Origin of the sequence: Pseudoalteromonas sp. McH1-7 (assembly GCF_013366255.1) — a bacterium.
In the GTDB taxonomy this organism is placed as follows: domain Bacteria; phylum Pseudomonadota; class Gammaproteobacteria; order Enterobacterales; family Alteromonadaceae; genus Pseudoalteromonas; species Pseudoalteromonas peptidolytica.
This window is the reverse complement of record NZ_JABWPQ010000025.1, coordinates 67,846-93,769: the sequence shown is the minus strand read 5'-3', so window position 1 is coordinate 93,769 and position 25,924 is coordinate 67,846. Positions and strand designations below refer to the sequence as shown.

The window sequence follows — 25,924 nt, the reverse complement described above, 5'->3', positions numbered from 1 at the left end:
TGAATTTGTGTATTGAAAATAGTGGTGTCGGACTTGGTCGCCACGCGGGTGGCGCTAATACAAATTCAGAGTCCGCCTACTGGTGCCACTTTTTATAACCCTTGCTTTTTAGCAAGGGTTTTTTTATGCCTCGAATTTGTGCATTGAAAATAGCGGTGTCGAACTCACAGCAAGTGGATAGCGCCACGCAGGTTGCGCAAATATGAGTTTAGCGTTGACTGTGTGGCTAAGTGTTAGCCCGTATCGCGTTCTGAAAATGCGAAGCCAAACCATAATAACGCAGGCCAGAATAGATAAGATAAAATTTCTAAATTTTCGAAAAAGCTGTAGCAGATTAGTACAGTGAGCAAGCAAAACGCAATTTGCGAGGTTTTTGAGGTTTGTGCGTGCCATAAAAAATAAAGCGCTGATATAATCATCGGAATAGCCAGTGCGAATGCACCGACTAACCCCTTAACAAATAGCAGTCCGTACCAACTATGATGCGACCCTATCGGCATAAACTCAACCATCTTAGGCCCTCTTTCAACAATGCCATGCCCCCAAATCGGTGCTTCGGCCTGCCAGCGTTGGATAGCAATATTGGCAAGCGCCTGTCTGACTCGGGTAGAGCCTGGTCTTTGTTGCTTTATGGCTTCATAAGAGTCCATGATGGCGTTATAAATAGGTTCTCCCAAGAGTAAGATGGTCGGCACAATAACTCCAAGGCAGATAAGGAGCCATGGCTCTTTTAGTTTGTCGCTAAAAATCACAAGTGGAAAAAGCATAATAAAAATAGCTATGCCGGCTCTTGATTGAGACAACAGTAACATAGCCCAGCACCCTGCAATTGCCCAGCGGCGTATTCGTTTGTTTTTTTCTTGTAAACAGAATACTAAATACGTACATGCCATAAAGCCAGCAGCAGGTGCCCATGGGGTGAAAAAGCGCCAACGTCCAGCCCCTGTTTCGGGGTTGATACCATAAAAACTCACCATAAAGAAACTTTCGCCTGGGCCTCCTATCACTTTTAACGGAGACAAAAATATATCTCCGGGTAATCTGACAATGTAAAAAGCAAGAGAAACTAGCGCAAAGATAAAAGTATGAATCGCAATAATACAAACGCCACGGACAACAACTTCTTTACGGATCTGTGCAAGATTTGCAATCAATGGGAAAATTGCCAGTAGTGCCCAGCCTTTCATCCACCCTATTGACGATTTTATTGTTTGTGGCAGCCCGAGAGACCACTCACTATGTGCCATTAGTAAGGCTACAAGCATGACTAACATAGCGATGAGCCAGAGCCAAACCATGAACGAAATGGGAGTATATTTGCGATGTGTCTGGACATACATACGCAGCATTATAACAAATGCGATTATCCACCCGATTACTGAACCCATCACGTATAGCATCCCCAATAAAAACATCGGGTAGGTAAGAACAAGCCCAGCCCACACCAGCATCTCTTCGGTACTGATGAAGCGCTTGTCCTGCACTGGCAAGGCGGCTTTCATTAACATCGTTAGCTCCTTGATTTATTGTCCTGATTAGCTGCGTCTACTCTGGTTTTTGCAAAATAGCTGACACTATCTCTCTGCGCTTGTTCACCATGAGCATGCCCATTGTTAGGAAGATCATTGCAGCTAATGCTGCTGCTATCGCAATACTTTTTTTCGGACTTGTCGAATTGATTGCAAGTGAAGGCGGTGTCATCAATTGGATCACAGGGTATGATGCAAATACGTCTGCTTTGCTCGCCTCTAAGCGGGCTGCTGCTGAAGTAAATACGGCTTCAGCTAAGTCAAACTCTCTTTCTAGCCGATCTAACTCAGCGGCCTCTCGTGCGTATATCTTTATTTTTTCACTCAATAACTGTGCTGAGTTTTCGAGCTCAGCCTGCTTGGCTTCTATGCCTTTTTTGGCAGCAAAAGCGCTTATAAGATCAGCAAACAGTTGTGCTCTATTTGGATTGCTCTCAAGATCCATTGTTTGGAAAGCATGTGCCGCATGTGGGCCTACCAACCCCTCTGAACGTGTGCGAAGGGCTTGTTTTGACTGCTCAAACCTAGCAAGTTCTGCTTTTACTTTTGGGTGTCCTTCATCCCAGCGAGAGCGGTATTCGCTTAATTGTGATGATGACTCTGTAAGTTCAGATAGGTAGGCTCTAAACTCACCATCGGATTGTAAAGCGAAGGCCTGTCCTGCCATAGACGGTGAGACACCAAGGTCAACGCTTAATTGCGTGACATAATATTCAGAGCGGCCGATCTCTGCCTTTGTAATAACAATTTGTTCTTTGAGGTTAGCAAGGGTTGCAATATGCTGTGTTAGCTGGTCTGTAGATACGAGTAACGATCGTTGCTGGAAATCGGTAATATTATTTCTGGCAATGTTAAGGCGCTCTCGGTATTGATCTAATACTGCTTTAATACTGTCATCTCTGCGTGATACTTCATCGGCTCTTAAAAACTTAAGTTGCTCCTGCAGTGCGTTGAATAACGCCCATGCTTTTTGCTCAGCAAGCTTGGCTGACGAGGCGCTTATCTCGACATTTAGAATTGACGTTTGCTCAGTAAGTCTCACTTTTGGTCGACCAAAACTTTTTACGTCCATGCTGAGTGATGTTGCTGCACTTTCAAGTAAATTTCTGCTCATCAACATTTCTTTGTAATTGACTCTAGGGTTGTAACCTTTTCCAAAAGGAGCGCTGGTGGATGAAACGACTTGACCTACTTCATCTAGCGATACATTACTATTTGCACCTGTACCGGGTAAAACCATATCTAAATCACTGGTGTATTTTGGGGGCTGTTGTAAATAGAACAAAACCAGCAGAGTGATCACGCAATAGCTGATCAGACAAGTCACCAGGTATGGTCTTCGTAATGTGCGATAGATTGATGCTCTAAAGCGACTATATGGAGTCGTAGTTTGTAAGTGGTTACTCATAACAAGTCCCCCTTAATTTAGAGCCGAAAACGGCGCGATTAAGTCAAGTAGTGTACCCGCGATGTCTCTAAGGTTAGTAACATCAGAGTCGTAGCAAGCAATGGCATCATTTGGCATGACATAGGGGTTAATTAAATCCCGATATGGCATTCTCATTAACTGTTCAACAGAGCGCTCTATTACTTGAGTTTGACCTGTAATTGGGTTATTGCTCACCAACGCCACACGTCGAGGGGCATTAGTGTAGGCTTTGCCACCAACACAGTTTGCAGAGATAGCAGCTTGAAGTAAACGCGTTCCATAGGGTAAGTTGCTAGAAAAACGTCCAATAGCTGCATTGGAGTTGCTCATTGCTGAGTCAATTAAATTTGACATAAACACCCTGAATCCTTTTGGTGTTATTTGTGACGGTCTAACTAAGTGCGGTTGAAAGCAACCAGTACTTGGCACTATCACTTGATCGCCAGCAATCAACGCATAATCTTTAACAGGTTGACCGGTTAGTATGCCGCTGAGGTCAGCTTCAATCTGCCAGCCTTGTCTGATTAGTATCACTTGATCAAGCTTTGCGTCAGGACGGATCCCAGCCGCAGCTCGGATAGCTTCAGACAGCAAGCGTTGGTTAGAATAATCACCAGAGGCACCAATGCGCTCTTCCATTACTTGCTCTGGTAAAGCAGAGTTAATAGTCACTCGTCCGGGTTGAAAAACAGCACCGGACACAGGAACTTCTATCGCTGCCCAATTTAACACTTTAACGCTGACATCAATGGTATAAGCTTTGAATATTTTTGCTTTCGTTAGGGTCAACTCTAATTTTTGTGCTAACTGGTGACTAGTTAAGCCCGACGCTTTTACTGCGCCTGCGACCGGTAAGAAAATGGAACCCGTAGTATCGAGAATATAACGGCCGTTAAAGCCCTCACCATACTCCATGCTCAGTTCTATCAAGTCTCCAGGGCTTAAGGGGAGAGACTCTGATGAAAGTGAAGTGGTGATGGCATGTAGCATTTGTTTTGAGTCAGGTAAGAGTAATGGTTTGTCGACACGAAAATTAGTGGGGGCGGCGAATTGTTGTGCATCAACACAATCAATATTAGTGGCAAACACGGAACTTACGGCTTGGTGTTTGATTGCTTTACCTGTAGCGTTTGGATAGCCATAAAACTGCATATCGTCATCTTCAAGCTCCACTAATGCAGCGTTGTTAGCGCATCCCAGTAATATCCCACTCACAAGGGTAACTGTAAGTATCTTTATCCATGTGGCTTTATGTACATGTTTCATAGTGGGCTCCTTGTGGATGCGTTCACTTTGGTTGTTGCATTAATTAGACCAAGTTAATGGCTTGATACAATCAAAACCCAGTTGTATTACCATCATGTTGTTACTTCACCATTTTATATTAAATAAAAACAATAACTTACTAGTAGTTCGCAGCTAAAGGTTATGTGTAGTGTGCCTTTACGAGTTGCAGCTAAGCTGCTGCGCTGAGAAGTCCACTTTTAATTCTATATTAGTAACTATATGCGGCATTTTGAGATTTGCATTGCAAAATGAAAAAGGCCAGCTGAGCTGGCCATAAGGTCGAGGGCTTATGCGGTAGTGCGTTTTTGTAATAGTCCGATGGTGCGCATCGTTAGTCGCTCAATGGTGGAATAGACTTTATTGGGCAGAATGCACAGCAGTGAGCAACACCAGGTTAATGTAGTTCTGGTTGGTTCTTCTGTGAGTATTCTCCAGTTAGTCCAAATCGCTTGATGAATAAGTTTTAATGCTTGGAATTTATTCCGTGACTGCAATGCTCGGCGGCTGAGATATCTAAGTTGATAGGCCTGAGCTAAAGAACCAAACTGCTCAAAAAACCAAGCATGTTTTTTACTATTTTTATTTATAGCGTACTGCCAGCTTTTGAATTGATTTGTTAAATTAGCAGACAAACCAGATGCGTTTACACGATAAAAAGTCAGTGGTTCTTCAATACCTTCAAATTTCCATTGAGTGTTTAGTGCTATGCGCAGCCATGTCTCGATATCTTCTGACTGTTTTAAATTTTCATCGAAATACTGGCGCCAGCTTCGTTTTCCATCATTAAATGCGATCTGGCTAAGTACATCTTTTCTAATGACAGGCGCAGAACCATTGCCGATAGGATTTCTACATAGTATGGTTTTAGCATTGATGTGCTTAAGTGATGGAAATTGTCCAATACCTAATGGTTTGCTCTGCTCATCGACAAATAAAGAAGGGCAGTAGCTAACCCCTAACTCATAATCACGATCTAAGTGATATACGTGCTTTTCAAGCTTTCTAGGATCCCAAAAGTCATCAGCATCAAGAAACGCAATATATTTACCACGTGCAACACGGATCCCAGTATTTCTAGCCCCGGAAAGTCCTCTATTTGGTTGGCGAACAATTTTTATCCGTGCGTCTTTATAGTCAGTCAAATAGTTCAATGTATTGTCTGTACAGCCATCATCGACACAAATAACTTCAAAATTCTTAAAGGTTTGATTCAACACCGAGCAGATACACTCATCAATATATTTTTCGACGTTGAACATCGGGATAATGACACTTACTTTTGGATACACCTTATTTTTTGAACTTTTCATAGTACTCTCCGATAAGATTTTAAGCTGGATCAGGCTGTAGATATCTTGATGTGATATCAGCCAAAGGAAATAGAAGCCAAACTATGCTGCCGCCTAATAAGGTAACAGCAAGTTGAACGGGTGAACTGGGCATGACAATTGCGACGCTAAGTAGCGAAACGACTAATGCAAACACGCAAAAGTGGCAATCTCGCTTGTACTGTGCTTCGCTTCTTAGCACTGTGGTGTAGGTGTCGACCCATACTGAGCTTACCGCCACAAGACACAGCAACGATGTGGTATCAAAACTGCTTTGCCATTGTGACGAAAATAAAATTGGCACGTATACTGGCACTGCTAGGGCTTGAATCATAAATATGCTTGATACTGCAAACGTTGTTATAAAAATAAGCTTTTGACTATTGTGGTCGCTGTTGTTTTGCAGTGCACGGCGGCATATAAACGGATATAGCGCGCTGGTGTAGGCTTGACTAATCGACATCGCCAGCCCAATTCCTGCGCTTTTTGCAAAACTGTAGATCCCAAATAACTCCGGCGTTAATAACCGTGCTGCGATAAAGGTATCCATGTTTATTCTTAAAGACCGTAAGATTTCGCTGATGGCGAGCTGCGATGAGGACTTAAGTAATAAACGAAAGGTGTCTTTGTGATAACTCAGTTTGTGTGAAAGGCAAGGTACGAACGAAAAACACGCGAGCCACAGAAGGGCGAAACACCACTTGGCTATGACTACAGCCATCATGTGCGCATCAAAGTAAAGAGCAACAGCAATAGTGACATTTTCAACAATAATGCACGCGCTACTTATTAGGCTAAATAAGCCCATTCTGTTACTACGTTGAAGAAGAAAAACGCGGGTACTTACTGCGGGAAAGGCAAGATATGTGAGTGCCATTAAAGCAACTAAAGCGAATATATCATGCTCTGGAAAAGCCCATTGTGCACTCCATCCTATGGCAATTTGAATGAGACACAGCGACGTACAAAGCAGCCATTGTATCAACAAACCATTTCCTAAAAATAATGGGAGCGATTCATCCGAGGCGCGAATTATTTGCACGCCAGCGCCAGAGCGAAGAAGTAATCTAAGTACTTCATGGATGGTGAGAGCAAGCATCACTGCACCATACTCTGTGGGGGTGAAATACACCGCCATGGCCATGATGCTAAAAAGTCGAGAACCTTTTGCAACAATTTCAGCACCAACCAAATATGAGGTGTTGGATACAAGAATACTTGATGTGCTTTTTGGATTACTCATAGCAGGCGGCCTCTAGAAACTATGGGTATACAGTTCCAAGAAGCATGCCAAATGTAGGTTAGATAGTAACTTTTCTTATTCTATTGATTTTTATTGGTTTTTATTTTTTTCAGGATGGTGAAGCAAATTTGGAGAGGAAAATCGCACTTTGCGAATTTTATCTTTTGCAAAGTGCAATTCATTTTACGTGTACTAAATTAATGCTATGAAGTCGCCTCTGACCATTGTTGTATCTTTCTATATAAGGTAGAGGGGCTAACTTCTAATAGGCTCGCTGCTTTTACGACATTGTCATCACATAAAAGCAATGCTTGTTCAATGGCAACACGTTCAACTTCCGCTAAGGGCGCTACGTTTTTACTCTCTTTTTGAATGCTAGTGGAACCTTGTCCTATCGGTGGAATGTCAGCAGCCTTTGGGTTCGGTTCGGTTTTAGTAACCAAGGGGGTTGGGGTATCACCAGGAAGGTGCGCTTGAACAACATCATAATCTATTAATGGCCCGTCTGACATCACAACAATGCTATGCACAAAGTTTTCTAGTTGGCGCACGTTTCCTGGCCAGTCAAACTGTAATATGAGTTGCTCTGCACGGTCAGAAAACCCAACAAAAATTTTATTCTCTAATTCGCTAAATCGTTGTAAAAAGTGTTGTGCCAGTAGTAAGACATCCCGCCCCCTATCATGCAGTGGCGGTAAATCGATAGAAATAACATTGAGTCGATAATATAAATCTTCCCTTAGGTGATTATCTGCAATAGCTTGATAGGGATCTCTGTTGGTAGCACAAACAAAGCGCACATCGACTTTTTCAGTTTTTGCACTGCCCACTTTTTGAAACGAACCAGTTTGCACAAAACGTAAAATTTTAGCCTGTAAAGCAATATCCATTTCTCCTAATTCATCAAGAAACAGAGTACCACCATCGGCCTCGGAAGCTGCGCCATCACGATTGGCAATTGCACCAGAGAAGGCGCCTTTGATATGGCCAAATATTTCAGATTCCATAAGATCTTTAGGGATCGCGGCGCAATTCAAGCATATAAAAGGCTCATTACTGCGTTCACTTGAGTGGTGAATGGCCTCTGCTGCAAGTTCTTTACCCGTACCGCTTGGTCCCGTGATGAATACATTTGCTCTACTTGGTCCTGCTTTTTCTATTGCTCTATATACGGTTTGCATGGCGATAGAATCACCAACAAAGCGATGAAACCCTGCGCGGTATTCGCTTTTGTAGCGTGCGAGGCTAGAGCGCAGCATATTGCGCTCGGCAATCAGCATCTTTGTCTGTAACGCCTGTTCTATCGTTAATTTAATACTATCAATTTCGAATGGCTTTTGCAGGTAGCCCCAGACTTTTCCTTGGTTAATGGCATGGATCAACCCATCTAAATCTGTATATGCAGTAAGCATAATACGTAAAGTATCAGGATATCGCTCTGCTACTTCACCCAGGAACTCTATCCCTGACATATTGGGCATCATTTTATCTGAAATGACCACATCAATTGGGCGCTCCTCAAGTAGTGCAAGCCCTTCCTCACCACTGTTTGCAGTAAGAACTTCGTATGGCTCGTCTCTTAACGCCCTGATCAGGGAGCGAAGTATAAGCGGCTCATCATCTACAAATAGTAGCGTAATATTGTGTATTGGCTCCATTAATCTCTCACTACTTTGGCTTTCCTGTAACTTATTTATAGCAGCTCAACGGCTATCTAATCAAAAAGAAGTGCTGTTTAATTACACATATTGAATTATGGTCTATCTAAACCGAAAAAGCTGCACTTCTACTCCAGAAGCGCAGCTGTCATCGGGGTGAGGGATTATTGGCCAGAGTTTTGCAGAATTAACGCGGTTCTGGTGACCGTCTTCTGTGCCAAATCACGTTAACACTATGCTCTTCGGTCATCTAGTGATGTATAACTTCATCAAGTTATCCCCAAAGCGCCACTACTGAGCAATAAGTTGATGAGAGCTTTAACACAATGCGTTACCTCATTCTTAACCTCCCTCGTTTATCAGTAAAACTGATGGCTAATCGTCGATTGCTTTTCTACTGGTACTAGTAAGTGATTGTTCTCCAACATGCCATCAACACTGATCAACAGGGTCTTATAGTGAGCAGGAACATCGAGGTTAAGGCCAAGTTGTCCTGCTGAGTTAAATCGGGTAGTCGCTAACAATGACTTTTCCACCATAGCTTGCTCATCGTACTGGCTTACGCGACTCTTTAACGCATAGACTTTTACTGTTTTAGTTGCCAAAGAGGCACCAAAAACATCATTGCCACTTAAATCTAACGTAACGGCACTACTGGTTTTAAAAGCAAACTTAGGTTTGACATGAAGCTGCTTGGATGTTGCTGCGGTCGAGCTTAGCAGCATGGGATCCGGCTCATACTGGTTGGTTTTAATTTGAGAAACAGGTTGAGATGCTGTTTTCATCTCAGTTTCGTTGTTTGTATCGCCGTCACTGCATCCAAGTAGTGCCAAGCTTACGAGCATAAATAATTTTGTCTGTTGGTTATGTATTTTCATCACAGCCTCCGATTACTGTTCACTATACGTATGTGTTGTTCTTTCGTTGGTGAGATACCAATCTTGTGCCTGTTCACCATTGCTCTCGACCCACAGCTCATAGTCTGGATAAGCCCAAACAACATCAATATATTCTCTTGGGTAATTCCAGTCTTCACTGATCATTAATCCCCAAGATAGGTTTTCAGCTGTTCTAAAGTAGCGACCACTGGCAGCATCTGAGGTATCATCTTTTCTACCAAGTCGACTATCGTCAAATAAGTCAGTGGGTGGATAATCAGCCATATGTACTTCCCACGAGCGATCCCAACTGCGATATAAGAAAAAGTCGAAGTCTGCCAAAGCCAAAGCGGAAATGCTGTAGTCGAACTTTACATCTAGTGTAAATGGTACTGGGCTGAAGTTGTCACAGCTCATGACCGTGTTAAAGTGGGAGCAACTGCCTGATTGTCCAGTTGTCGTAAACACATGAGTATTGCGCCAAAGTGTAATAACTGCATTTGATTGATATTCTTCTGCGCGTTTTTCATAAGTTTGCCCATCTATTTGGATACTTGCTTCTCCAATTAAACCTGGCTCTGAATCCATCAACCTCAATCCAAATCCGTTATTGTTAGCTGCCCCTCTGGCTGTTATAAAGCCATTTAAAATAAAGCCGCTAACTTGATTGTCAGCATCATAAGTTATACGGATTTGCTGTTTAACCACTAAATCGTTGAGGTCATGATCGCCGCGATTTGGCCAATTATCTTCAAATGCGAAAGTTGCTATACCCGATTCTGATGGGAAATACTGGCTGGATACACGATCATAATCGTTTGGAAATTCATCTTGGTCATCAGGCACGCCATCTGCATCACTGTCGTTCGACTCCGGCATGGGGTTTAGATTTGTGGCAGCAATAGCACTAGCGGGAGAGCTTTTCACACTGAACAGAGCGTCGTTAAAGTCGTTGTCACCCCATGTTCTTGGTAAGTCTTCAAAGCCTATTACGACTTCATCCTGCTCCTCGTCATAGAGTAACACACAGTGCTGCTTGAGAGACTCATCAGCTTCTGGATTTAAGTTAGATAAGGAGTAGTAGTAGGGAACCCTGAATGGTTTAACTCCAGTGTAATACCAAAAGCCATTGGCAGCGATAAAAAAGCCAATACTAGTACCGGCAGGAAACTCACCAATACTTACCCGGTGTCCATTGGTTAAATGTGGATAGCTGAGGTTGGGAAAGACGATGGTTTCTTGCACTTCTTCCGGTGACTGTGGTGGATTCTCTGGGTCAAACGTAAAGTAGCCGAATGAGTTTTTGTAACCAGCGCCTTCGTGAATGAATGTGATAAATACTTCTGCATCCTCAGATAGGTGGATTGTTGAACCTTGGTCGCCAGTGATAAAAGCCTCGTTTACTCGACTTTCAGGGAGTGCATTGGCGATCCGCTGAAAAAATTCTGGCGTGTATTCCCCGCGGTTGTAGGTAAGTTGATCAGGCTTTCCGGTGTTTTGGTTATAGCCTAGTGGCCAAGATTGGCCAGAGTTGAATTGCCATACGTAGTTACCGCCTTGCTGCTCTACTGAAAGAGATGCTGTGCTCACGCATAGTGTGCTTGCAACAAACAACGACTGCGGTAATAAAGACCTATTTTTCATAATTGCCTCCGTGGGCATGAATGGAGATACGACTCACAACGCAGTTATCATGCCAAAATGAAAAGCTTATAATTATTAGGCGTTTACCTCTTCTAGTGTGCTTGTAATCTGAATTTTTCGCATTTTGCAGCGCAGTGTGGTTTGCACAATGGTGAAAAAGATTAGAAAGTCATGAAGAGTGTCAATTAGCTTTCTGTATTGCGACTCTAGTTATTGAGTTTGTTTGAAGTCAGAAATAATAAAAGTATTTTAAATCAGTTTGTTACTGTATTTTGTTTTGTTCGAAAGGTTTGTTATTGGCAGCTGGAGTGGTATTTGCATACCTTTATATCACCTTGGAGGTGATCTATGACAAACGACAACATACTAATATTCAGCATAGCTTTGAATGGTTATCAAATTCGATACCGCCGCCATCTTGCAAGCCAGCGGCGTTACGCTGAGCGCATGGGGTACGACTACACTGTGATCACAAAGCCTTGGGTGACAAATCTTGGTGCGGAGTGCTGCTGGTTAAAGCTGTATCTATTACGCTCAGCGCTGTCGGCTGGCTATGATTATGTGTTGTTTGTCGATGCCGACGCTTACATTCAAGACTCTTGCCCCAACCTATCGAGTGTTATTAAGCCTGATAAGTTTTTGTTTATGGCAAATGGTTATAGCGGCAGGCTAAACTCAGGGGTGATGTTAATGAAGGCCTGCCCCGAAGCGTTGTTGTGGCTCGATAGTATTATCAACGCTATCACTGAGCCTGTTGTCGATATTGAGTCAGTAGGGTGGGGAGAAAATGGTCATGTCATTCACTTTGCGAAAAATTGTGATGGACTTGAGCTATTAAACGAAAAATGGAATAACACTAAAAGCCCACAGTGTTCAGACTATATTAGACATTATAATTACGGACCGATGAAAAATTCAGTAGTCGACCGATTATTTCACAAATTAATATTTAAGCTTTCAAAGCTACTGCTCCACTGCAATTTAAATAATAAGTCAGAAATGCCGCTTAAATTAAAAACGGTAAAAGAACGCATTCCGATATTATTCCATCGTGTCATTTCCGAGTACAAACACTTTTCCTGAGGCCCTATAGGCCTCTTTTGTTATCTGGTATTTGTTTTTTAATTTCATTTTTTAATTCGGAATTGCTTTTGCATTTTGCAACAAATTTACTCTGATATTTATCTATTTTTATTTATAAACAGTGAGTTATAGGTTTGGCACGGTAATCGCAAAACTAAGAAAAAGCAAACCACACTGAGGTGGATTATGAAAGTCTTAGATTTTGAAACTCAAGTCTCTAGTTCAAAAAGCACACGCATATTCGCGGTGATGATAGCTTCTTTGCTACTGGTACTCCTTATGCCTCTATATGCCGTTAATGTGGTCATAGCGGTTTTATTCTTTTGTGCACCGATAAAGAAAAGATCTTGGATGGACATAAGTGGATGTAGGGTAGAGTTGTACCAGTGGAGTAAAGGCATATTTGCTGATAGCGCTGCATTATTTAATGTCATCAAAGGAGACATTGAGTTCGTGGGAAACCCGCTGGTGAGAGACAATGTTTCTATCCCAAAAGTAGATAACTTCCGCTCGCCGTGTAGCAAATCAGGATTATTTGATTATCTACAGCTTCATAGCCTTACCGGATTAAAGGCCGAAGACCCACAGGCACTGCTTAATAAGCAGGTACAACAGAGCGTCTTGGCCGACCTTGTCATGGTGTTTAAGATTCTCATCTGCCGACTGCTTTATTCAGGCAAGACACTTGACCACACGTCGCGTCCCGTTTTTGGTCTGTCATTCAGTAATTGTCAGATGGAAGAGGCGGTTTCTTGGGTACTTGACAGCACGGCATCGCAAACTTGTCGTACCGCGTTTTTTATCAATGCGAATTCTATCAACCTTGCGGCTGAAAACTCTGCGTTACGCTCAGCGTTGAAAAGCAGCAACCGTAATTTTATCGACGGCTCGGGTATGCGCTTAGCTGTAAGAAAAGTTGGAGTGCAACTAGCTGATAATTGCAATGGTACAGATATGCTCCCGCAACTTTGCGAACGCATGGAAGCGTCTGGAAAATCAGTATTTTTACTTGGTGCAAAACCCGGTGTTGCTGAAAAAGCGGCGCAGTCCCTACGTCAAACATATCCCAATTTGCGGATCGCAGGGTCACACCATGGCTACTTTGACGACGATGAAGCTGTCATTGCGCAAATCAACCAAAGTAAAGCTGATATCGTGCTGGTGGCATTAGGCTCCCCTCGTCAAGAGATATGGGTAGATAGCAACAAACATAAGCTTGAAGCCAGCTGTGCGCTAGCGGTTGGTGGATTATTTGACTTCTTTTCCGGTGATGTTCCAAGAGCACCACTTTGGCTGCGTGAGCTAGGACTTGAGTGGGTTTGGCGATTAATACAACAGCCTAAAGCTAAGTTTCACCGCTACGTTATTGGAAATCCGATATTTTTATTCCGTGTTTATATTCTGAATCAGGCATTGAGAGGGCTTTAATCATGACTACTATCAAAAAGTTATCAACCAATATGGCATTTACTCAAACTGCAACCGCGCCCGACTCAACCTCAGTGCGCGACGGTCGTCACCACGGTATCCCTGTCATGCTACAAAGAGCAATAGCTGGACTCGGTATGCTATTTATCTCACCATTACTTTTACTCGTGATGTTGCTGATTAAACTAGAAAGCCAAGGACCATGTGTGTACAAGCAAGTGAGAGTGGGTAAACTCGGTCGTCGCTTCACTATGTATAAGTTCCGTTCTATGTATATGGCGGATGACCCGAAATTCAAAGCGCCAGATCCAAGCCAAAGTAACCGTGATGGCGTATGTGCAAAATTTCATAATGATCCTAGGATCACGCGAGTAGGGCGTTTTATTCGTAAGTACTCGATTGATGAATTACCACAGTTATTCAATGTTGTATGTGGGGACATGCTGCTAATAGGTCCACGACCAGCGCTAGAAAAAGAAGTAAGTGCTTATCAAGTGAGAGAGCTTACGCGTTTAAACTGTGAACAAGGGCTTACAGGTCTCTGGCAGGTAACTGGGCGCGCTGACACTACTTTCGAGCAGCAAGTTATGTTGGATAAGCAGTATATAGATAACCAGAGTATGGTTCAGGATATTAAAATTATATGCAAAACAGTTCCATGTGTATTAGGAGCTCGCGGTGCATATTAGTGCGTAACCGAGACTATTGACACTGGTAGTCTGTGTATCACAGCAGCAGTATTCGAGCCGACAGTAAAGCGTTTCATCTGCCTCAGCTTAGACTACATACTGCTTGTCAAATAAAACATCACCTAAACAGGGCGACCGGTTATCTCGGTGGCCCTGTTTTCATTTTAATAATATGCAATGCAATCTGCGAATAACGCCAAGTGAAATGCAATATAATTCTTTAAAATCAACATCTTAAATTTTGGCATGCTAACTGCAGTACCAAGTTATCTTCTTGAATCGGTGGAATTAGCATGATGAAAAATTTGGACGCGTATCTAGTCGGGTACTACGGCATGAGAAACAGCGGTGACGATGCCCTCATGCAAGCAACAATGCTAGGTGCTAAGACATTTCTTGGCAGCGCTTCGATTGCGGTGAATGCCCCAATCAATAATCCCATAGTACGAGAGTCAGGATGTATAGGCCAAACTGACGTAGTATTTCGCGGTCATCAACGGCTTAAACACTATCACAGATCGCTACACTCAAAAGCGGTGATATTTGGTGGCGGGTCGGTGCTACACAGCTGTCGCGATATCGCGCAGAAGCGTCATATGATAGCACTTGCCGGCGCTAAAAATTCAATGGCGTTAGGTGTAGGGATTGAAGGTTTTAGTGATATCAATGCTGAGAGACAGTGTAAGAAGTTTTTGAATGAGTGTGGACTTGTCACTGTCAGAGACAAGCAAAGCTATGAGATTGCGACTTTACTAGCGCCACATGCCAATATTAGGCATACATTTGACCTAGCTCCGTCTTTACTACATTACTTCGCTGATAGGCTAAACCCGGTTGAGCGCCAAGGCATCGCTTTTAATTTTTGTCCAAAAGTGACCACACCATTTGGTGATGTTAATGAGCAAGCAGAAGCCAACCGTATCAACAAAGCTGCTAAACTGATCACGGCAACTTGGGAAGCCACACGAGAGAAAATCTATTTGATTGAGCTGAATGACCAGCCGCTGATAAGCGATAGGTTAGTTCACGACAAAATTATAGCTGCGCTGCCCAGTTGGGTGGAAGTCCAGCGCATAAGTTATGTTGCCAACCCATTAGCGACACTTAAATGTATCTCCATGTTCAAAGCCCTGATAGGGATGCGCTTACATGCGCTGGTTTATGCTTACATGATGCAAACACCTTATCTTAGTCTTGAATATCACAATAAATGTGCACAGTGGTGTATGCAAACAGCAACGAGTACTGACAATCGTTTTGATGCCAATGAGTTTAGTGTTGCTGAAATACATAATCGAATTACCCACGGGTTGAGATATGGCTTCATACAGCCGAAGTTTCCTCTACATCAAGCAATTTCTTTATCAATTTCTAATTGGAGCGAGAGCCATGAGCAAAATACAATTCTCCGTCATTATTCCCCTATACAATAAAAGCGGCTGTATTGAGCGTGCGTTAACAAGTGTTATGGCGCAAAAGCATCCCGCAGCTGAAATTATCGTAGTCGATGATGGCTCAACAGATGATAGTGTAGACAAAGTACGAGCATTGGACTTGGATAACCTAAAGCTGATCCAGCAACCAAACCAAGGCGTTTCAAGTGCGAGAAACAACGGGGTAAGACAGGCATCAAGTCGTTATATTGCATTTTTGGACGCAGATGATACTTGGTCCCCCTTCTTTCTTGCGAAAATAGCTCAACTTGTCCAGCGCTTTCCTAACGCAGGGCTTTATGCTAGCCGCTACCAAAAAGTGAGAGGAGAGTGTGACTATCTTGATGCAAAAATTGCGTTAACGCACTGGAACCCTGATGGTTATCAAATGGATAACTATTTTGAAATTGCTGCCAATGGTGATTTGCCATTTACCGCTTCAAGCATTGTGTTAGATAAACAGACTTTTCTGAAAGTCGGTGGTTTTCCTGAAGGGGAATGGATGGGAGAAGACCAAAGTTTGTATGTGCAAGTTGCATTGAATTCAACCATCGCGTACACACCTGCAATCGAAAGTTTTTATTATATAGGTATTGCTGACAGTGCCTGTGATAAAGCTCCCCCAAGCACCATTTGCCCCTTTGCTGAGCGTTTGATGACAGAGATTACACTAGGCAAAGTAGCCGATCGCACCGCCAGCATGGCGAAAAAGTATATAGGCGCGCATTTGTGTGATTTGGCCAAGCGTAACATTAAACATCGCAGCTATCGAGCCGCACTTGGTCTGTTGGCTCACCCTGCAGCAAAGAGCAGGGCATTACATTGGGGGCTTTATAGTTTGATAGCAAAGCCTATGTCATTACTTAGCCGATAATTAAGAATAGTTTTACTACGCCAAAACAGAGTCATTGATTTGTCCCTTTTTGGCGTAAAACTCGCTATTTTCTTATCTTTGCCTATGCTTCAATAAAGCCAGTTGTTGCGATACTAAGTTTTAGTTTACAGTGAGTTAAGCACATACTTTTGGTAATAATATCTCAGTATACTCGGTCATATTAGTAAATTGCAGTTCAAAATGTGTCTGGCGTGATTGCAAGTGGCATCAAAAAATACGCTTTTTACATAGCCATGATCTCGCATATGCGGTGGATGTGTAGCATGTTAAGTGAAGAGCATAGGACAACTGTTTAGTTTTGAGCTGGCGACATTAACCTCATTAAGCGGTCATGAGTAAAGTACGGTGATAAGAATAACGATAGAAAAACCAACCATAGCGCTATTACTTTTATTTAGCTCGGTATTTTGGGGGCTTACATTTTATGCCGCAAAGCATATTGCCCACTCGATTGTCGTGCAGGAGATAAGCGAGAGAAAAGAAGTCGTGCGCTCAAATATTGCCCTAGTTCGAGCCAAAATAGAAAATGCAATCTTTATGGATACATACTTGGCTGAGAGCTTAGCTACATTTGTGACGATAGATTCGGACTTTGCTATTGAACATTGGTCTCTTGTAGCTGCAAAAGTGGTAGATGAATCGAGGTTAATTCGTCATGTCGGTCTAGCGCCAAATAATATTATCAGTCATGTGTATCCTGCTGAGGGAAATCGCGCTGCAATTGGATTTGATTTTCGAACTCGCCCCGAGCAGTTTCGTACCGTTGAGTTAGCTCGAACTTCAAAGCGCGTATTTATTGCCGGACCGTTACAATTAGTACAAGGGGGAGAGGCACTTATCGCTCGGTTTCCGGTCTTTTCTGATTACCCGCTAAACACTGATTATTGGGGGGCTATCAGCGTTGTACTAGACTATCAGAAGTTACTTGATTCTAGCGGGATATTGGCACTTGATGACGCGAAAGTGGCTTTGCGTGGACGGGATGGTCAAGGGCAAAACGGAGCTGTGTTTTTTGGAGATAGTGCGCTGTTCGGCGCACCAGACGTTACGATTCCGATCAGTTTGCCATCAGGTCAGTGGCAACTTGTTGCTGACTACCAAATTGACCCGAGCACTTATTCAAAATCTGAAAATCAAGTACGACTTTTTGTTCATGTGATAGCACTCGTACTTTTTTTATCTTTACTGATCCTTTATCGCGCTTACTATCTTGCACGTACGGCTTCGTTGCAAGACGAGCTCACAAAATTACCTAATCGTCGTCATGCTATCCGTCAACTGAGCTCATTACTTGGAAGAACTGAGCCACCATCATTTGCACTACTCAATTTGGATTTAAATGATTTTAAGCTAGTAAATGATAAATTCGGTCATGAGGTTGGTGATAAATTGTTGCTGCATGTGTCGTCGATATTGAGGAGCTCAGTAAGGGTGTATGACTTTATTGCTCGGTTTGGAGGAGATGAGTTTATCATTATTGTTCATCGTGTCTCAGAAGAAGAGCAAGTAAATTCTATAGTTCAACATATAAAGCAGCAAATCCAGCAGCATCCTTTTCAAGTCGATAGGCACTTGATAGCAATTTCAGTGAGCATCGGACATGCTTTCCCTCAAGCTGGTAATACGAGTGTTTCAGAGTTAATGGCGCGAGCCGACCATAATATGTATTACGATAAAAGTGTGTTTCGACAACAAAATCACAATGCTTTAGAAATTGATTAGCGTAGCTATTTAGACCGAATTGGTATTACTACCCATTTTTTCAACTCGGCCAATATTAATCCCTATTTGTACAAAAGTGCGATAGGGGTCATTAAAGCACGTTTGAACTGTACTAAGCTTATAGAAAACGCGGATAGGAGTTGTGTTGTGCAGCTAAAACAGTCTGTATTATTTTTTAAAGTCGCAGCGTTGGCATCGGCTCTTGTGATTATTTGCACGAGTTGGTTTTTGTATTACGAAGTGCATCTCAGTGCGCGGCTAACCACAGAGCTTGGTGATGTGCAAAAGGCGTTACAACGGGCAATGGATAATGCGGAGTTACTACATCAGCGTGGAAAGAAAGAACCAGCCTCGGCGCTACCCCAACTTAAATACAGCTACCAAGATAGTTTTAGCAACCTGCTTAATTCACTGTCACACGAGCAGCAGTTATTGCCGTTACTATTACAGCTAGATACAGTCTCTAAGTCATATTTTACCAAAAAAGAAGAATTGACCCAGCTCTACGAGCAACTTGGCTATGATGAGAACTCTGGCATTTATGGTGAGTTTAGGCGCAGTGCCCACGCATTGCAGGCTAGAGTGTCTGGGCAAACGACAGCAAAATTAGAAATTGCCGTACTAGAGTTGCGGCGTCGCGAAAAAGACTTTTTGTTAAGAGCGGATCTGAGCTACTTACAAATGCACGAGCAGTTGGTTCAAGAAACACAGCATTTACTTGAGCAAAACCAATCAGATGTTGAAGTTAAAAACTTGCTACAACGCTATGTTACGGGGTTTAACCACTACGTTTCTGCATTACAGAAATTAGGACTTCACAGCGCACAAGGGGTGAGAGCTGAATTACTAACTGAAAAACAAAAGCTAAGAAGTCAGTTTGAACTGGTTGCAGTAAGAACACAAACGCTGGCACAGGAGCGAAAAGAGAATATTATCGTGTATGGTCTCACGCTCATTATATTAATGAATCTTGCGGTGCTGATTCTACTCAATTACCAAAACAGTAAGGTGACGCGCCATATTTTGGCTATTAATAAAGTGCTCGTAAAAGTAGCCAAACTTGAAGATTTTAGTCTTCGGGTTGGAATAGAGGGAAACGATGAGATTGCGCAAATCGCACATCACCTAGACGATTTATTGTCGTTTATAGAAACCTTATTAGCACGCCTCAGCGCAGCGCAGCAGCGACTTATAGAAGAAGCGAAAATGGCGAGTTTAGGTAATATGGTCAGTGGTTTTGCCCATGAATTAAATACGCCGCTGGGCGTGGCCATAACCAGTCAATCACATTTAAAAGAACAAGTTGCGACGCTTAAGTCACAGCTTGAGCTTGGCAAACTGCAACGTCAGACACTGACAACCCTAATTACTGAAGCTGAAGCTGCTCTGTATCTTTTAGAAAATAACTTGCATCGTACCGCTTCGCTTGTGGATGACTTTAAGTTAGTGGCTGTGAACCGTGAATATGAGGAGCAAAGTCGCTTCAACCTGAATCACTTAGTACAAAGCGTATTTGACTGTTATCAGTCAGAGATGGAGCGAGATGATTACTCTGTCGAAATAGAAATTCCGGAAAATTTAGTCTTGAATAGCTACCCCTCTGTATTCAGTCAAGTTGTTGGATATTGCATCAATAATTGTATTAAGCATGCCAAGGTAGCCGGTCAAAAACTCAACATTGTGGTGTCAACCGTGGTGATAAACGATTACCTTCATTTTTATTTTAAAGATGATGGAGCTGGGATAGATAAAGCGCTTTTACCAGTAATTTTTGAGCCGTTTGTAACTTCTAAGCGCTTTTGTGGTGGCACGGGACTGGGCCTAAGCATTGTGTATAATTTAGTAACTCAAAAGCTCAAAGGGGAGATCAAAATGCAGAGCCCCGCACATGGTGGCGCATGCTTACATATTATTCTAAGTGGAACCGAATTTTTCTTGAATGATACCAATTAGCTTAATTCAGCTTTCTATTGTGAGGTGAAATCAACCTAGCTAATGTTGAAACTGGTTAGAAAAAGGCGTTAATCATTAATTGGCTTAGATTGTTTTTTGTTCTAAATAAGAAACTTTTAATGCAGCTAGTATCAGATTTACTCCTTCAAATTGAGCAAGTATAAAGGCTAATTGGTATATGTATTGATTGGCATGAAAAACAAGCACAACCAAAAAGGCCAGCTTTATCTTACTGGCCTTGTGTTGAAGGTGGTTTGCGAGTGTTAGTCTTGTTTGCTCGTTACCCAGCCATCAACAAATGATTCAAGTACGTTAAGTGGCACTGGGCCATTTTTAAGTACAACATCGTGGAATTCTCGAATATCAAACTTGTCACCTAGTTCTTTTCTCGCCGTTTCACGAAGTTCCAAAATCTTCAACATACCAACTTTGTATGCGGTCGCTTGTGATGGCATGACAATATGACGCTCAACCATCTTCACAGCATCTGATTTCGCATTTGGTGTGTTGTTTACATAGTAATCGATGCCTTCTTGACGTGTCCATTTCATAGCATGAATACCGGTATCTACTACTAAGCGACAAGCACGCCATAATTCCATCGCTAAACGACCAAAATCAGAATATGGGTCTTCATATAATCCCATTTCTTTAGGTACAAGTTCAGAGTATAGACCCCAGCCTTCAATATACGCAGTATAGCCACCAAACTTACGGAACTTAGGCATATCTTCTAGCTCTTGCGCGATAGCTATCTGCATATGGTGACCAGGAATACCTTCGTGGTAAGCTAGGGCTTCCATTTGGTAGGTTGGCATGGCCTCCATATCGTATAAGTTAGCGTAGTAAATACCTGGGCGAGAGCCGTCTGGTGCTGGTTGCTGATAGAACGCTTTACCCGCTGACTTTTCACGGAATGCTTCTACACGCTTCACTATCATGTCAGCTTTTGGTTTCACGATAAATAGCTCATCTAGGCGTGACTTCATATTATCGATCATCGCTTTTGCTTCTGCTAAATATTGCGCTTTGCCAGCTTCTGTATTTGGAAGATAAAATTGTTTGTCGGTTTTCATGAATTCCATAAAGGCTTGTAAATCACCTTTAAAACCAACTTTATCTTTAATAGCACGCATTTCGTCATGAATTCGAGCCACTTCCGATAAACCGATATTATGAATTTCTTCTGCGCTTAATGCTGTTGTAGTCGTTCGCGCCAGTGCATTGTTATAAAACTTTTCACCGTCAGGGAATTTCCATGCACCATCGCGATTATCTGCTTTTTTCTCCAGTTTATGTAGATAACCGATTAGCTTGTTATAGGCAGGTTTTACTGAGCTAGTTAACGCTGCGGTGGCTTCGCTAATTAATGCTGACTTTTCTGTTTCCGTAATTTCAAGCTTAGCAATTTTACGCTTAAAATCTGCCAATAAGGTTGAATCATCACCTGAGCCAAATGGTGCGCCTTTGATGATGTTTTCACTTGATTCAATAACGTGAGGAAATACAAACTTTGGTGCAATAATACCTTTGTCTGCGCGCGCTTTTAAATCAACAATTAGCTGATCAAACACGGCTGGCACGCCATTCAAACGTGAGATGTACGCTTTTGCATCTTTAACATCAGCGATTTGGTGCTGGTTGATCAAAAACGCTGGCACCATCGAGTGTGTACCAAACATTTGATTTACTGGGTAAGAGTGATGACGCCATTTGAAGTCTGCAATGGTATTTTCTAGGCTTTGCTTGAATAAGTCATAGCTAACTTGCGTATTTGCGTCTAACTTGCTGCGATCAATGGCTTTCAGAGCGGCTAGGTCCTGCTTTGTTAATTCGAGGTTTTCAAGCTGGCGAGCTTCACTACTGTCATCCCACTTGTCATAGTCCTGTTTGATACCCATATAAGTTTGGTAAATTGGACTGCGCATAACGCCACGCATAAAAGATGCTTCAAAAAGCGCATTGGCTTTTTCAACTTCACTTTGCACGATTTGTTGCTCAGCATGTTGCGCTGGCGCTTGAGAGTGTGTGGTTTGTTGACAGCCAGCAAGAAGCGCGACGCTTACCGCTGCTGCTAAAATGGTTAGTTTACGCATTTTATACCCTTTTATTATATTTTGCCTAAAGGCGGTTTTCATACAGGAGCCAAGAATACTCCTGCATAATTTTGAGTTCTGATTAAACAAATAACTCTAGCAGATCGTTAAGATAGCGGTGGCCTTTATTTGTAACTAGCCATGAATCCGCTGTTTCTTCAAGAAGCCCCTTATTTACAGCAGTATTAATTTGCTGGGAAATTGCACTGAGTTGAAGACCCGTGTACTCGACAAACTGCTGCTTCGATGCTGGTGCTTTCAAGCGAAATACGTTCATAAAAAACTCAAATGGTTTGTCATCGTTTGCAACATGCCACTGCTCGTATAAATAAGGCTTGCTCAGATCCATGTAGCCACGAGGGTGCTTTACTTTTACTGTTCTGAGGATTTTCTGTTGCTCTGGTAATGTAATTTTGCCATGCGCACCACAACCGATCCCAAGATAATCGCCAAACTGCCAATAATTCAGGTTGTGTCGACATTGCATTTCAGTTTTGGCATACCCCGAAATTTCATATTGTTGATAACCGTGCTCTGCAAGCAAAGCCTGGCCGCGCTCTTGGATCTCCCACAGTGTTTCGTCTTCAGGTAAGACAGGAGGTTTAGAAGCAAATTGCGTATTTGGTTCTATTGTTAATTGGTACCAAGAAAGATGTGGAGGAGACATTGCTATGGCTTTTTTCAAGTCCTCCATTGCATCATCAACTGATTGATTGGGAAGGCCGTGCATTAAATCAAGATTAAAGCTGTTTAGGCCCGCTTGATGGGCTTCTTGTGCTGCATTGAGCGCTTCTTGTTCGCCATGAATACGACCAAGTTGAGTTAATTTATCTTGCTGTAAGCTTTGTACACCAATGGAAATACGATTAATGCCAGCAGCAACATAGTGTTTAAACTTGTCAGTTTCGACTGTACCTGGGTTGGCTTCTAGTGTTACTTCAATATCGTCTTCAAACCCAATTAGGGTTTTTATTTCACTCAGTAAATAGCGATAAGCCTCACCAGAGAGTAGGCTTGGCGTACCACCGCCAATAAAAATACTACTGAGCTTTCGACCCTGCACATAATGTAGGTCTGCTTTAATATCATGAAGTAAGTGTTGAATATATTCCGCTTCTGGAATATCTCCTTTTTTTCCATGGCTGTTGAAATCACAGTATGGACATTTTTGCACGCACCAAGGTACGTGCACATAAAGACTTAATGGAGGTAGTTTCACGCGAGGCCTTGAAAGTGACTGACGAGTTGTTTAAGTGCTTGTCCTCTATGGCTAATTGCGTTTTTCTCTTCCTTAGTTAATTCAGCAGATGTGCAGTCTAAACCACCTACTTTAAAGATAGGGTCGTAACCAAACCCTTCTCTGCCTTGTTGGGTTTGAGTGATTTCACCTTCCCAGCTCGCTTGGCAGATAATAGGTGTTGGATCATCAGCATGTCGCATGTAGACCAGCACACACCAAAAGCGCGCACTGCGCTGCGTTTGCTCACCAAGCTCGGCCAGTAAATGGTCGATATTATGTTGATCACTGGCATCAATGCCTGCGAAACGCGCCGAGTAAACACCAGGAGCACCGTTGAGGGCATCTACTTCAAGTCCTGAGTCATCCGCAATTGCTGGTAAACCTGAAATTTTAGCTGCGTGACGCGCTTTGATGATGGCATTTTCTACAAAGGTAGTGCCAGTTTCTGCTACTTCAGGGACGTCAAAGTTACTTTGAGGTAACACTTCAATATTGTATTGGCTTAACATCGCGCTAAGCTCATTGACTTTACCTTGGTTACCTGTGGCAAGAACCACTTTATTTGCCATATTTTCTACTCTTCATAAAACTTTTGTGAGAACGTAAGCTTGCGTGTTTGCTTATCTTTGGTTATTTCGACATTAAAACGAAAAATATCTTCATCGTCATAGTCTAATTGAGCAAGATAATAGACCGCTTCACCTTCAACGACCTCTTTAAAATTTAACGGAACAACTTTGCCCAGTAAGTTTTTAGCACTACCCGTAACCTTTGCTTTAATTGCAGGCTTACCGGGTTTATCTGCCAAAACAGAAATATTTACAATCGCTTTGTTGCCACTTCGAGTTAAATTATATGCTTTAGCAATGTTGGGCTGCACAAATGTGGATGGAAAAGCGATGTAGTGCACTTCCCAAGGTCCTAAGTCTTTAAATTGGCCACCTTGCTGTTCACTGGCATAAACAAAAGGGGAAAGTAGTATAATAAAAGCAGCAATCAGTTTTCTCATTTCTCGCACCTATCTTAACAAGTCCATCATCAGAATTTGTAAAAACTGCATCCCAATGATAAGCACCAAAATAGATAAGTCTAACCCACCTAAAGGTGGAATAACTTTACGGATAGGTCTTAGCATTGGCTCTGTTAATTGTTCAAATACTGCAGCGACCGGGTTGTAACCTTGCGCTACCCAGCTTAAGATTGCGCGAATTATTAGAATCCAAAAAACTAGGCTAAACGCTTCTTTTAAGACGGTAATCGCACCCCCAACCAATGCACCGAGCGCATCGAAGTAACCACCAAACAATGTCATCAGAGCCGCCATTTTGGCAAAGCCAACAATGAATGCCAGTACTAAGGAAGCGAGATCTAATCCACCAACGCCGGGGATAATTTTACGCAGTGGGTTGACTGCAAAAGAGGTTGCCTTAACCACGGCTTGGCTAAGCGGGTTATAAAAATCCGCTCTTACAAGTTGCAGCCAAAATCGTAGTAATACGACCATTAAAAACAGATCAAATACGATCCCAACTAAAAATTGCATGGCATTCATTGGTCACCTTTTAAATTTCTTGTTCCATTGCTTCAGCGCGCGCGATACAAGCATCCATCGCGTCTGCTACGGTTTTTGGTAATTGTTGCGCTTTTAAATGCTCAACAGCCGCATGTGTTGTACCACCTTTTGAAGTGACGTTAGCACGTAATTGGGCAATACTAATATCAGGCTGAGAAAGTGCCATTTCAGCAGCGCCAAGCGCGGTTTGTTGAACTAATTTTCTCGCTTCTTCACGACTAAAGCCAAGTGCAATTGCTTTTTCTTCTATGGCTTCCATAAATAAGAAAAAGTAAGCTGGCGACGATCCAGTTACGGCAATTACATCATTGATCTTTGACTCTTCGTCAAGCCAAAGCGCAATGCCTGTAGATGAAAATACTTGTTCGACATAACTTTTCTCTTCATCGCTGATGTCAACGCCATACAAGCCAGATACACCTCGACCTAACAATGAAGGAGTATTTGGCATACAACGTACTATTTTTACTGGCTGTCCTAGCATCTCTCTTAAGCGCGCAACTGTGATACCTGCGGCTACAGAAATAAATAGCTTACCACTAATATCAATATCTGCATCTTGAAAGGTTTGACATAGGTCGGCCATCATTTGTGGCTTGACGGACAACACTATGACGTCAGCAGCAGCGACAGCCTCTAAGTTGTTCTGCGTTGTTCTTACCGATAATTGTGCTGCGACGTTGGCAAGTTTCTCTGCATTACGGTTGGTGGCGATAATTGACTGGGCGTCAAAGCCACTTTTGATCATGCCACCGATAATGGCATAGCTCATGTTGCCTGTTCCTATAAATGCAATTGTCTTGTTTGACATTATAT

At 42.5% G+C, this 25,924-nt stretch carries 21 protein-coding genes; 7 read left to right on the top strand and 14 right to left on the bottom strand.

Annotated elements, in window-relative coordinates:
• Positions 1-233: 233 nt before the first annotated feature.
• The 8 genes from HUZ36_RS17100 to HUZ36_RS17065 form a co-directional block, all read right to left on the bottom strand.
• Positions 234-1,508, bottom strand: coding sequence for an O-antigen ligase family protein (locus tag HUZ36_RS17100; protein ID WP_176033507.1), 1,275 nt, complete (start codon positions 1,506-1,508; stop codon positions 234-236).
• Positions 1,509-1,545: 37 nt separating this feature from the next.
• A complete protein-coding gene (locus HUZ36_RS17095) occupies positions 1,546-2,937 on the bottom strand; it encodes a GumC family protein (RefSeq protein WP_176033506.1) in 1,392 nt (463 codons plus the stop codon).
• Between the two features lie 12 nt (positions 2,938-2,949).
• On the bottom strand, positions 2,950-4,224 hold the full coding sequence (locus HUZ36_RS17090; protein ID WP_128730894.1) for a polysaccharide biosynthesis/export family protein: 1,275 nt from the start codon (positions 4,222-4,224) through the stop codon (positions 2,950-2,952).
• 308 nt (positions 4,225-4,532) lie between these two features.
• Entirely contained in the window at positions 4,533-5,555 is a 1,023-nt protein-coding gene (locus HUZ36_RS17085; protein ID WP_128730895.1) for a glycosyltransferase family 2 protein, read from the bottom strand.
• Between the two features lie 19 nt (positions 5,556-5,574).
• Positions 5,575-6,816, bottom strand: a complete 1,242-nt coding sequence (locus HUZ36_RS17080; protein WP_128730896.1) for an oligosaccharide flippase family protein — start codon at positions 6,814-6,816, stop codon at positions 5,575-5,577.
• Positions 6,817-7,019: 203 nt separating this feature from the next.
• Positions 7,020-8,474: a sigma-54-dependent transcriptional regulator gene (locus tag HUZ36_RS17075; protein WP_176033505.1), complete on the bottom strand. Its 1,455-nt coding sequence runs from the start codon at positions 8,472-8,474 to the stop codon at positions 7,020-7,022.
• A gap of 359 nt (positions 8,475-8,833) precedes the next feature.
• Entirely contained in the window at positions 8,834-9,352 is a 519-nt protein-coding gene (locus HUZ36_RS17070; RefSeq protein ID WP_147388773.1) for a hypothetical protein, read from the bottom strand.
• A 12-nt stretch (positions 9,353-9,364) separates the two neighbouring features.
• The gene (locus HUZ36_RS17065; protein ID WP_176033504.1) at positions 9,365-10,996 is read right to left on the bottom strand and encodes an LruC domain-containing protein; all 1,632 of its coding nucleotides are present in this window, start codon (positions 10,994-10,996) and stop codon (positions 9,365-9,367) included.
• 348 nt (positions 10,997-11,344) lie between these two features.
• On the opposite strand from HUZ36_RS17065, the gene HUZ36_RS17060 reads away from it, so the two are divergent.
• The 7 genes from HUZ36_RS17060 to HUZ36_RS17030 all read left to right on the top strand — a co-directional run bounded on the left by HUZ36_RS17060 (position 11,345) and on the right by HUZ36_RS17030 (position 20,199).
• On the top strand, positions 11,345-12,079 hold the full coding sequence (locus HUZ36_RS17060; protein ID WP_147388775.1) for a hypothetical protein: 735 nt from the start codon (positions 11,345-11,347) through the stop codon (positions 12,077-12,079).
• A 186-nt stretch (positions 12,080-12,265) separates the two neighbouring features.
• Positions 12,266-13,507 carry a WecB/TagA/CpsF family glycosyltransferase gene (locus tag HUZ36_RS17055; protein ID WP_176033503.1) on the top strand — a complete coding sequence of 414 codons (1,242 nt, stop codon included), beginning with the start codon at positions 12,266-12,268 and terminating at the stop codon, positions 13,505-13,507.
• A gap of 2 nt (positions 13,508-13,509) precedes the next feature.
• Positions 13,510-14,196, top strand: a complete 687-nt coding sequence (locus tag HUZ36_RS17050; protein ID WP_125250555.1) for a sugar transferase — start codon at positions 13,510-13,512, stop codon at positions 14,194-14,196.
• 293 nt (positions 14,197-14,489) lie between these two features.
• The gene (locus HUZ36_RS17045) at positions 14,490-15,629 is read left to right on the top strand and encodes a polysaccharide pyruvyl transferase family protein (RefSeq protein WP_176033502.1); all 1,140 of its coding nucleotides are present in this window, start codon (positions 14,490-14,492) and stop codon (positions 15,627-15,629) included.
• On the top strand, positions 15,586-16,503 hold the full coding sequence (locus tag HUZ36_RS17040) for a glycosyltransferase family 2 protein (RefSeq protein WP_176033501.1): 918 nt from the start codon (positions 15,586-15,588) through the stop codon (positions 16,501-16,503). The genes HUZ36_RS17045 and HUZ36_RS17040 overlap by 44 nt, the downstream gene beginning before the upstream one ends.
• Before the next feature lie 366 nt (positions 16,504-16,869).
• Positions 16,870-18,246, top strand: a complete 1,377-nt coding sequence (locus HUZ36_RS17035) for a diguanylate cyclase (protein ID WP_244297215.1) — start codon at positions 16,870-16,872, stop codon at positions 18,244-18,246.
• Between the two features lie 147 nt (positions 18,247-18,393).
• Entirely contained in the window at positions 18,394-20,199 is a 1,806-nt protein-coding gene (locus HUZ36_RS17030) for a sensor histidine kinase (RefSeq protein WP_147388780.1), read from the top strand.
• Between the two features lie 263 nt (positions 20,200-20,462).
• Here the strand turns inward: HUZ36_RS17030 and HUZ36_RS17025 are convergent, their stop codons facing one another.
• The 6 genes from HUZ36_RS17025 to proC form a co-directional block, all read right to left on the bottom strand.
• On the bottom strand, positions 20,463-22,295 hold the full coding sequence (locus HUZ36_RS17025; RefSeq protein ID WP_176033500.1) for a DUF885 domain-containing protein: 1,833 nt from the start codon (positions 22,293-22,295) through the stop codon (positions 20,463-20,465).
• Positions 22,296-22,377: 82 nt separating this feature from the next.
• The gene (gene hemW, locus HUZ36_RS17020) at positions 22,378-23,514 is read right to left on the bottom strand and encodes a radical SAM family heme chaperone HemW (protein WP_176033499.1); all 1,137 of its coding nucleotides are present in this window, start codon (positions 23,512-23,514) and stop codon (positions 22,378-22,380) included.
• Complete coding sequence (locus tag HUZ36_RS17015; protein ID WP_125250549.1) at positions 23,511-24,104, bottom strand: XTP/dITP diphosphatase; 594 nt, start codon at positions 24,102-24,104, stop codon at positions 23,511-23,513. The genes hemW and HUZ36_RS17015 overlap by 4 nt, the downstream gene beginning before the upstream one ends.
• Before the next feature lie 5 nt (positions 24,105-24,109).
• On the bottom strand, positions 24,110-24,544 hold the full coding sequence (locus tag HUZ36_RS17010) for a DUF4426 domain-containing protein (RefSeq protein ID WP_128730909.1): 435 nt from the start codon (positions 24,542-24,544) through the stop codon (positions 24,110-24,112).
• A 9-nt stretch (positions 24,545-24,553) separates the two neighbouring features.
• Positions 24,554-25,087, bottom strand: coding sequence for a YggT family protein (locus tag HUZ36_RS17005; protein WP_125250547.1), 534 nt, complete (start codon positions 25,085-25,087; stop codon positions 24,554-24,556).
• A 10-nt stretch (positions 25,088-25,097) separates the two neighbouring features.
• Positions 25,098-25,919, bottom strand: coding sequence for a pyrroline-5-carboxylate reductase (gene proC, locus HUZ36_RS17000; RefSeq protein WP_176033498.1), 822 nt, complete (start codon positions 25,917-25,919; stop codon positions 25,098-25,100).
• Between the last annotated feature and the right edge of the window lie 5 nt (positions 25,920-25,924).

Bases quoted from the DNA above. Each gene is read 5' to 3' on its own strand.
- HUZ36_RS17075 (WP_176033505.1), bottom strand. From the start codon at position 8,474: ATGGAGCCAATACACAATATTACGCTACTATTTGTAGATGATGAGCCG.
- HUZ36_RS17090 (WP_128730894.1), bottom strand. From the start codon at position 4,224: ATGAAACATGTACATAAAGCCACATGGATAAAGATACTTACAGTTACC.
- HUZ36_RS17055 (WP_176033503.1), top strand. From the start codon at position 12,266: ATGAAAGTCTTAGATTTTGAAACTCAAGTCTCTAGTTCAAAAAGCACA.
- HUZ36_RS17045 (WP_176033502.1), top strand. From the start codon at position 14,490: ATGATGAAAAATTTGGACGCGTATCTAGTCGGGTACTACGGCATGAGA.
- HUZ36_RS17100 (WP_176033507.1), bottom strand. From the start codon at position 1,508: ATGTTAATGAAAGCCGCCTTGCCAGTGCAGGACAAGCGCTTCATCAGT.
- proC (WP_176033498.1), bottom strand. From the start codon at position 25,919: ATGTCAAACAAGACAATTGCATTTATAGGAACAGGCAACATGAGCTAT.
- HUZ36_RS17010 (WP_128730909.1), bottom strand. From the start codon at position 24,544: ATGAGAAAACTGATTGCTGCTTTTATTATACTACTTTCCCCTTTTGTT.
- HUZ36_RS17005 (WP_125250547.1), bottom strand. From the start codon at position 25,087: ATGAATGCCATGCAATTTTTAGTTGGGATCGTATTTGATCTGTTTTTA.
- HUZ36_RS17060 (WP_147388775.1), top strand. From the start codon at position 11,345: ATGACAAACGACAACATACTAATATTCAGCATAGCTTTGAATGGTTAT.
- HUZ36_RS17080 (WP_128730896.1), bottom strand. From the start codon at position 6,816: ATGAGTAATCCAAAAAGCACATCAAGTATTCTTGTATCCAACACCTCA.
- HUZ36_RS17050 (WP_125250555.1), top strand. From the start codon at position 13,510: ATGACTACTATCAAAAAGTTATCAACCAATATGGCATTTACTCAAACT.
- HUZ36_RS17085 (WP_128730895.1), bottom strand. From the start codon at position 5,555: ATGAAAAGTTCAAAAAATAAGGTGTATCCAAAAGTAAGTGTCATTATC.
- HUZ36_RS17015 (WP_125250549.1), bottom strand. From the start codon at position 24,104: ATGGCAAATAAAGTGGTTCTTGCCACAGGTAACCAAGGTAAAGTCAAT.
- HUZ36_RS17070 (WP_147388773.1), bottom strand. From the start codon at position 9,352: ATGAAAATACATAACCAACAGACAAAATTATTTATGCTCGTAAGCTTG.
- HUZ36_RS17040 (WP_176033501.1), top strand. From the start codon at position 15,586: ATGAGCAAAATACAATTCTCCGTCATTATTCCCCTATACAATAAAAGC.
- HUZ36_RS17065 (WP_176033504.1), bottom strand. From the start codon at position 10,996: ATGAAAAATAGGTCTTTATTACCGCAGTCGTTGTTTGTTGCAAGCACA.
- HUZ36_RS17095 (WP_176033506.1), bottom strand. From the start codon at position 2,937: ATGAGTAACCACTTACAAACTACGACTCCATATAGTCGCTTTAGAGCA.
- HUZ36_RS17025 (WP_176033500.1), bottom strand. From the start codon at position 22,295: ATGCGTAAACTAACCATTTTAGCAGCAGCGGTAAGCGTCGCGCTTCTT.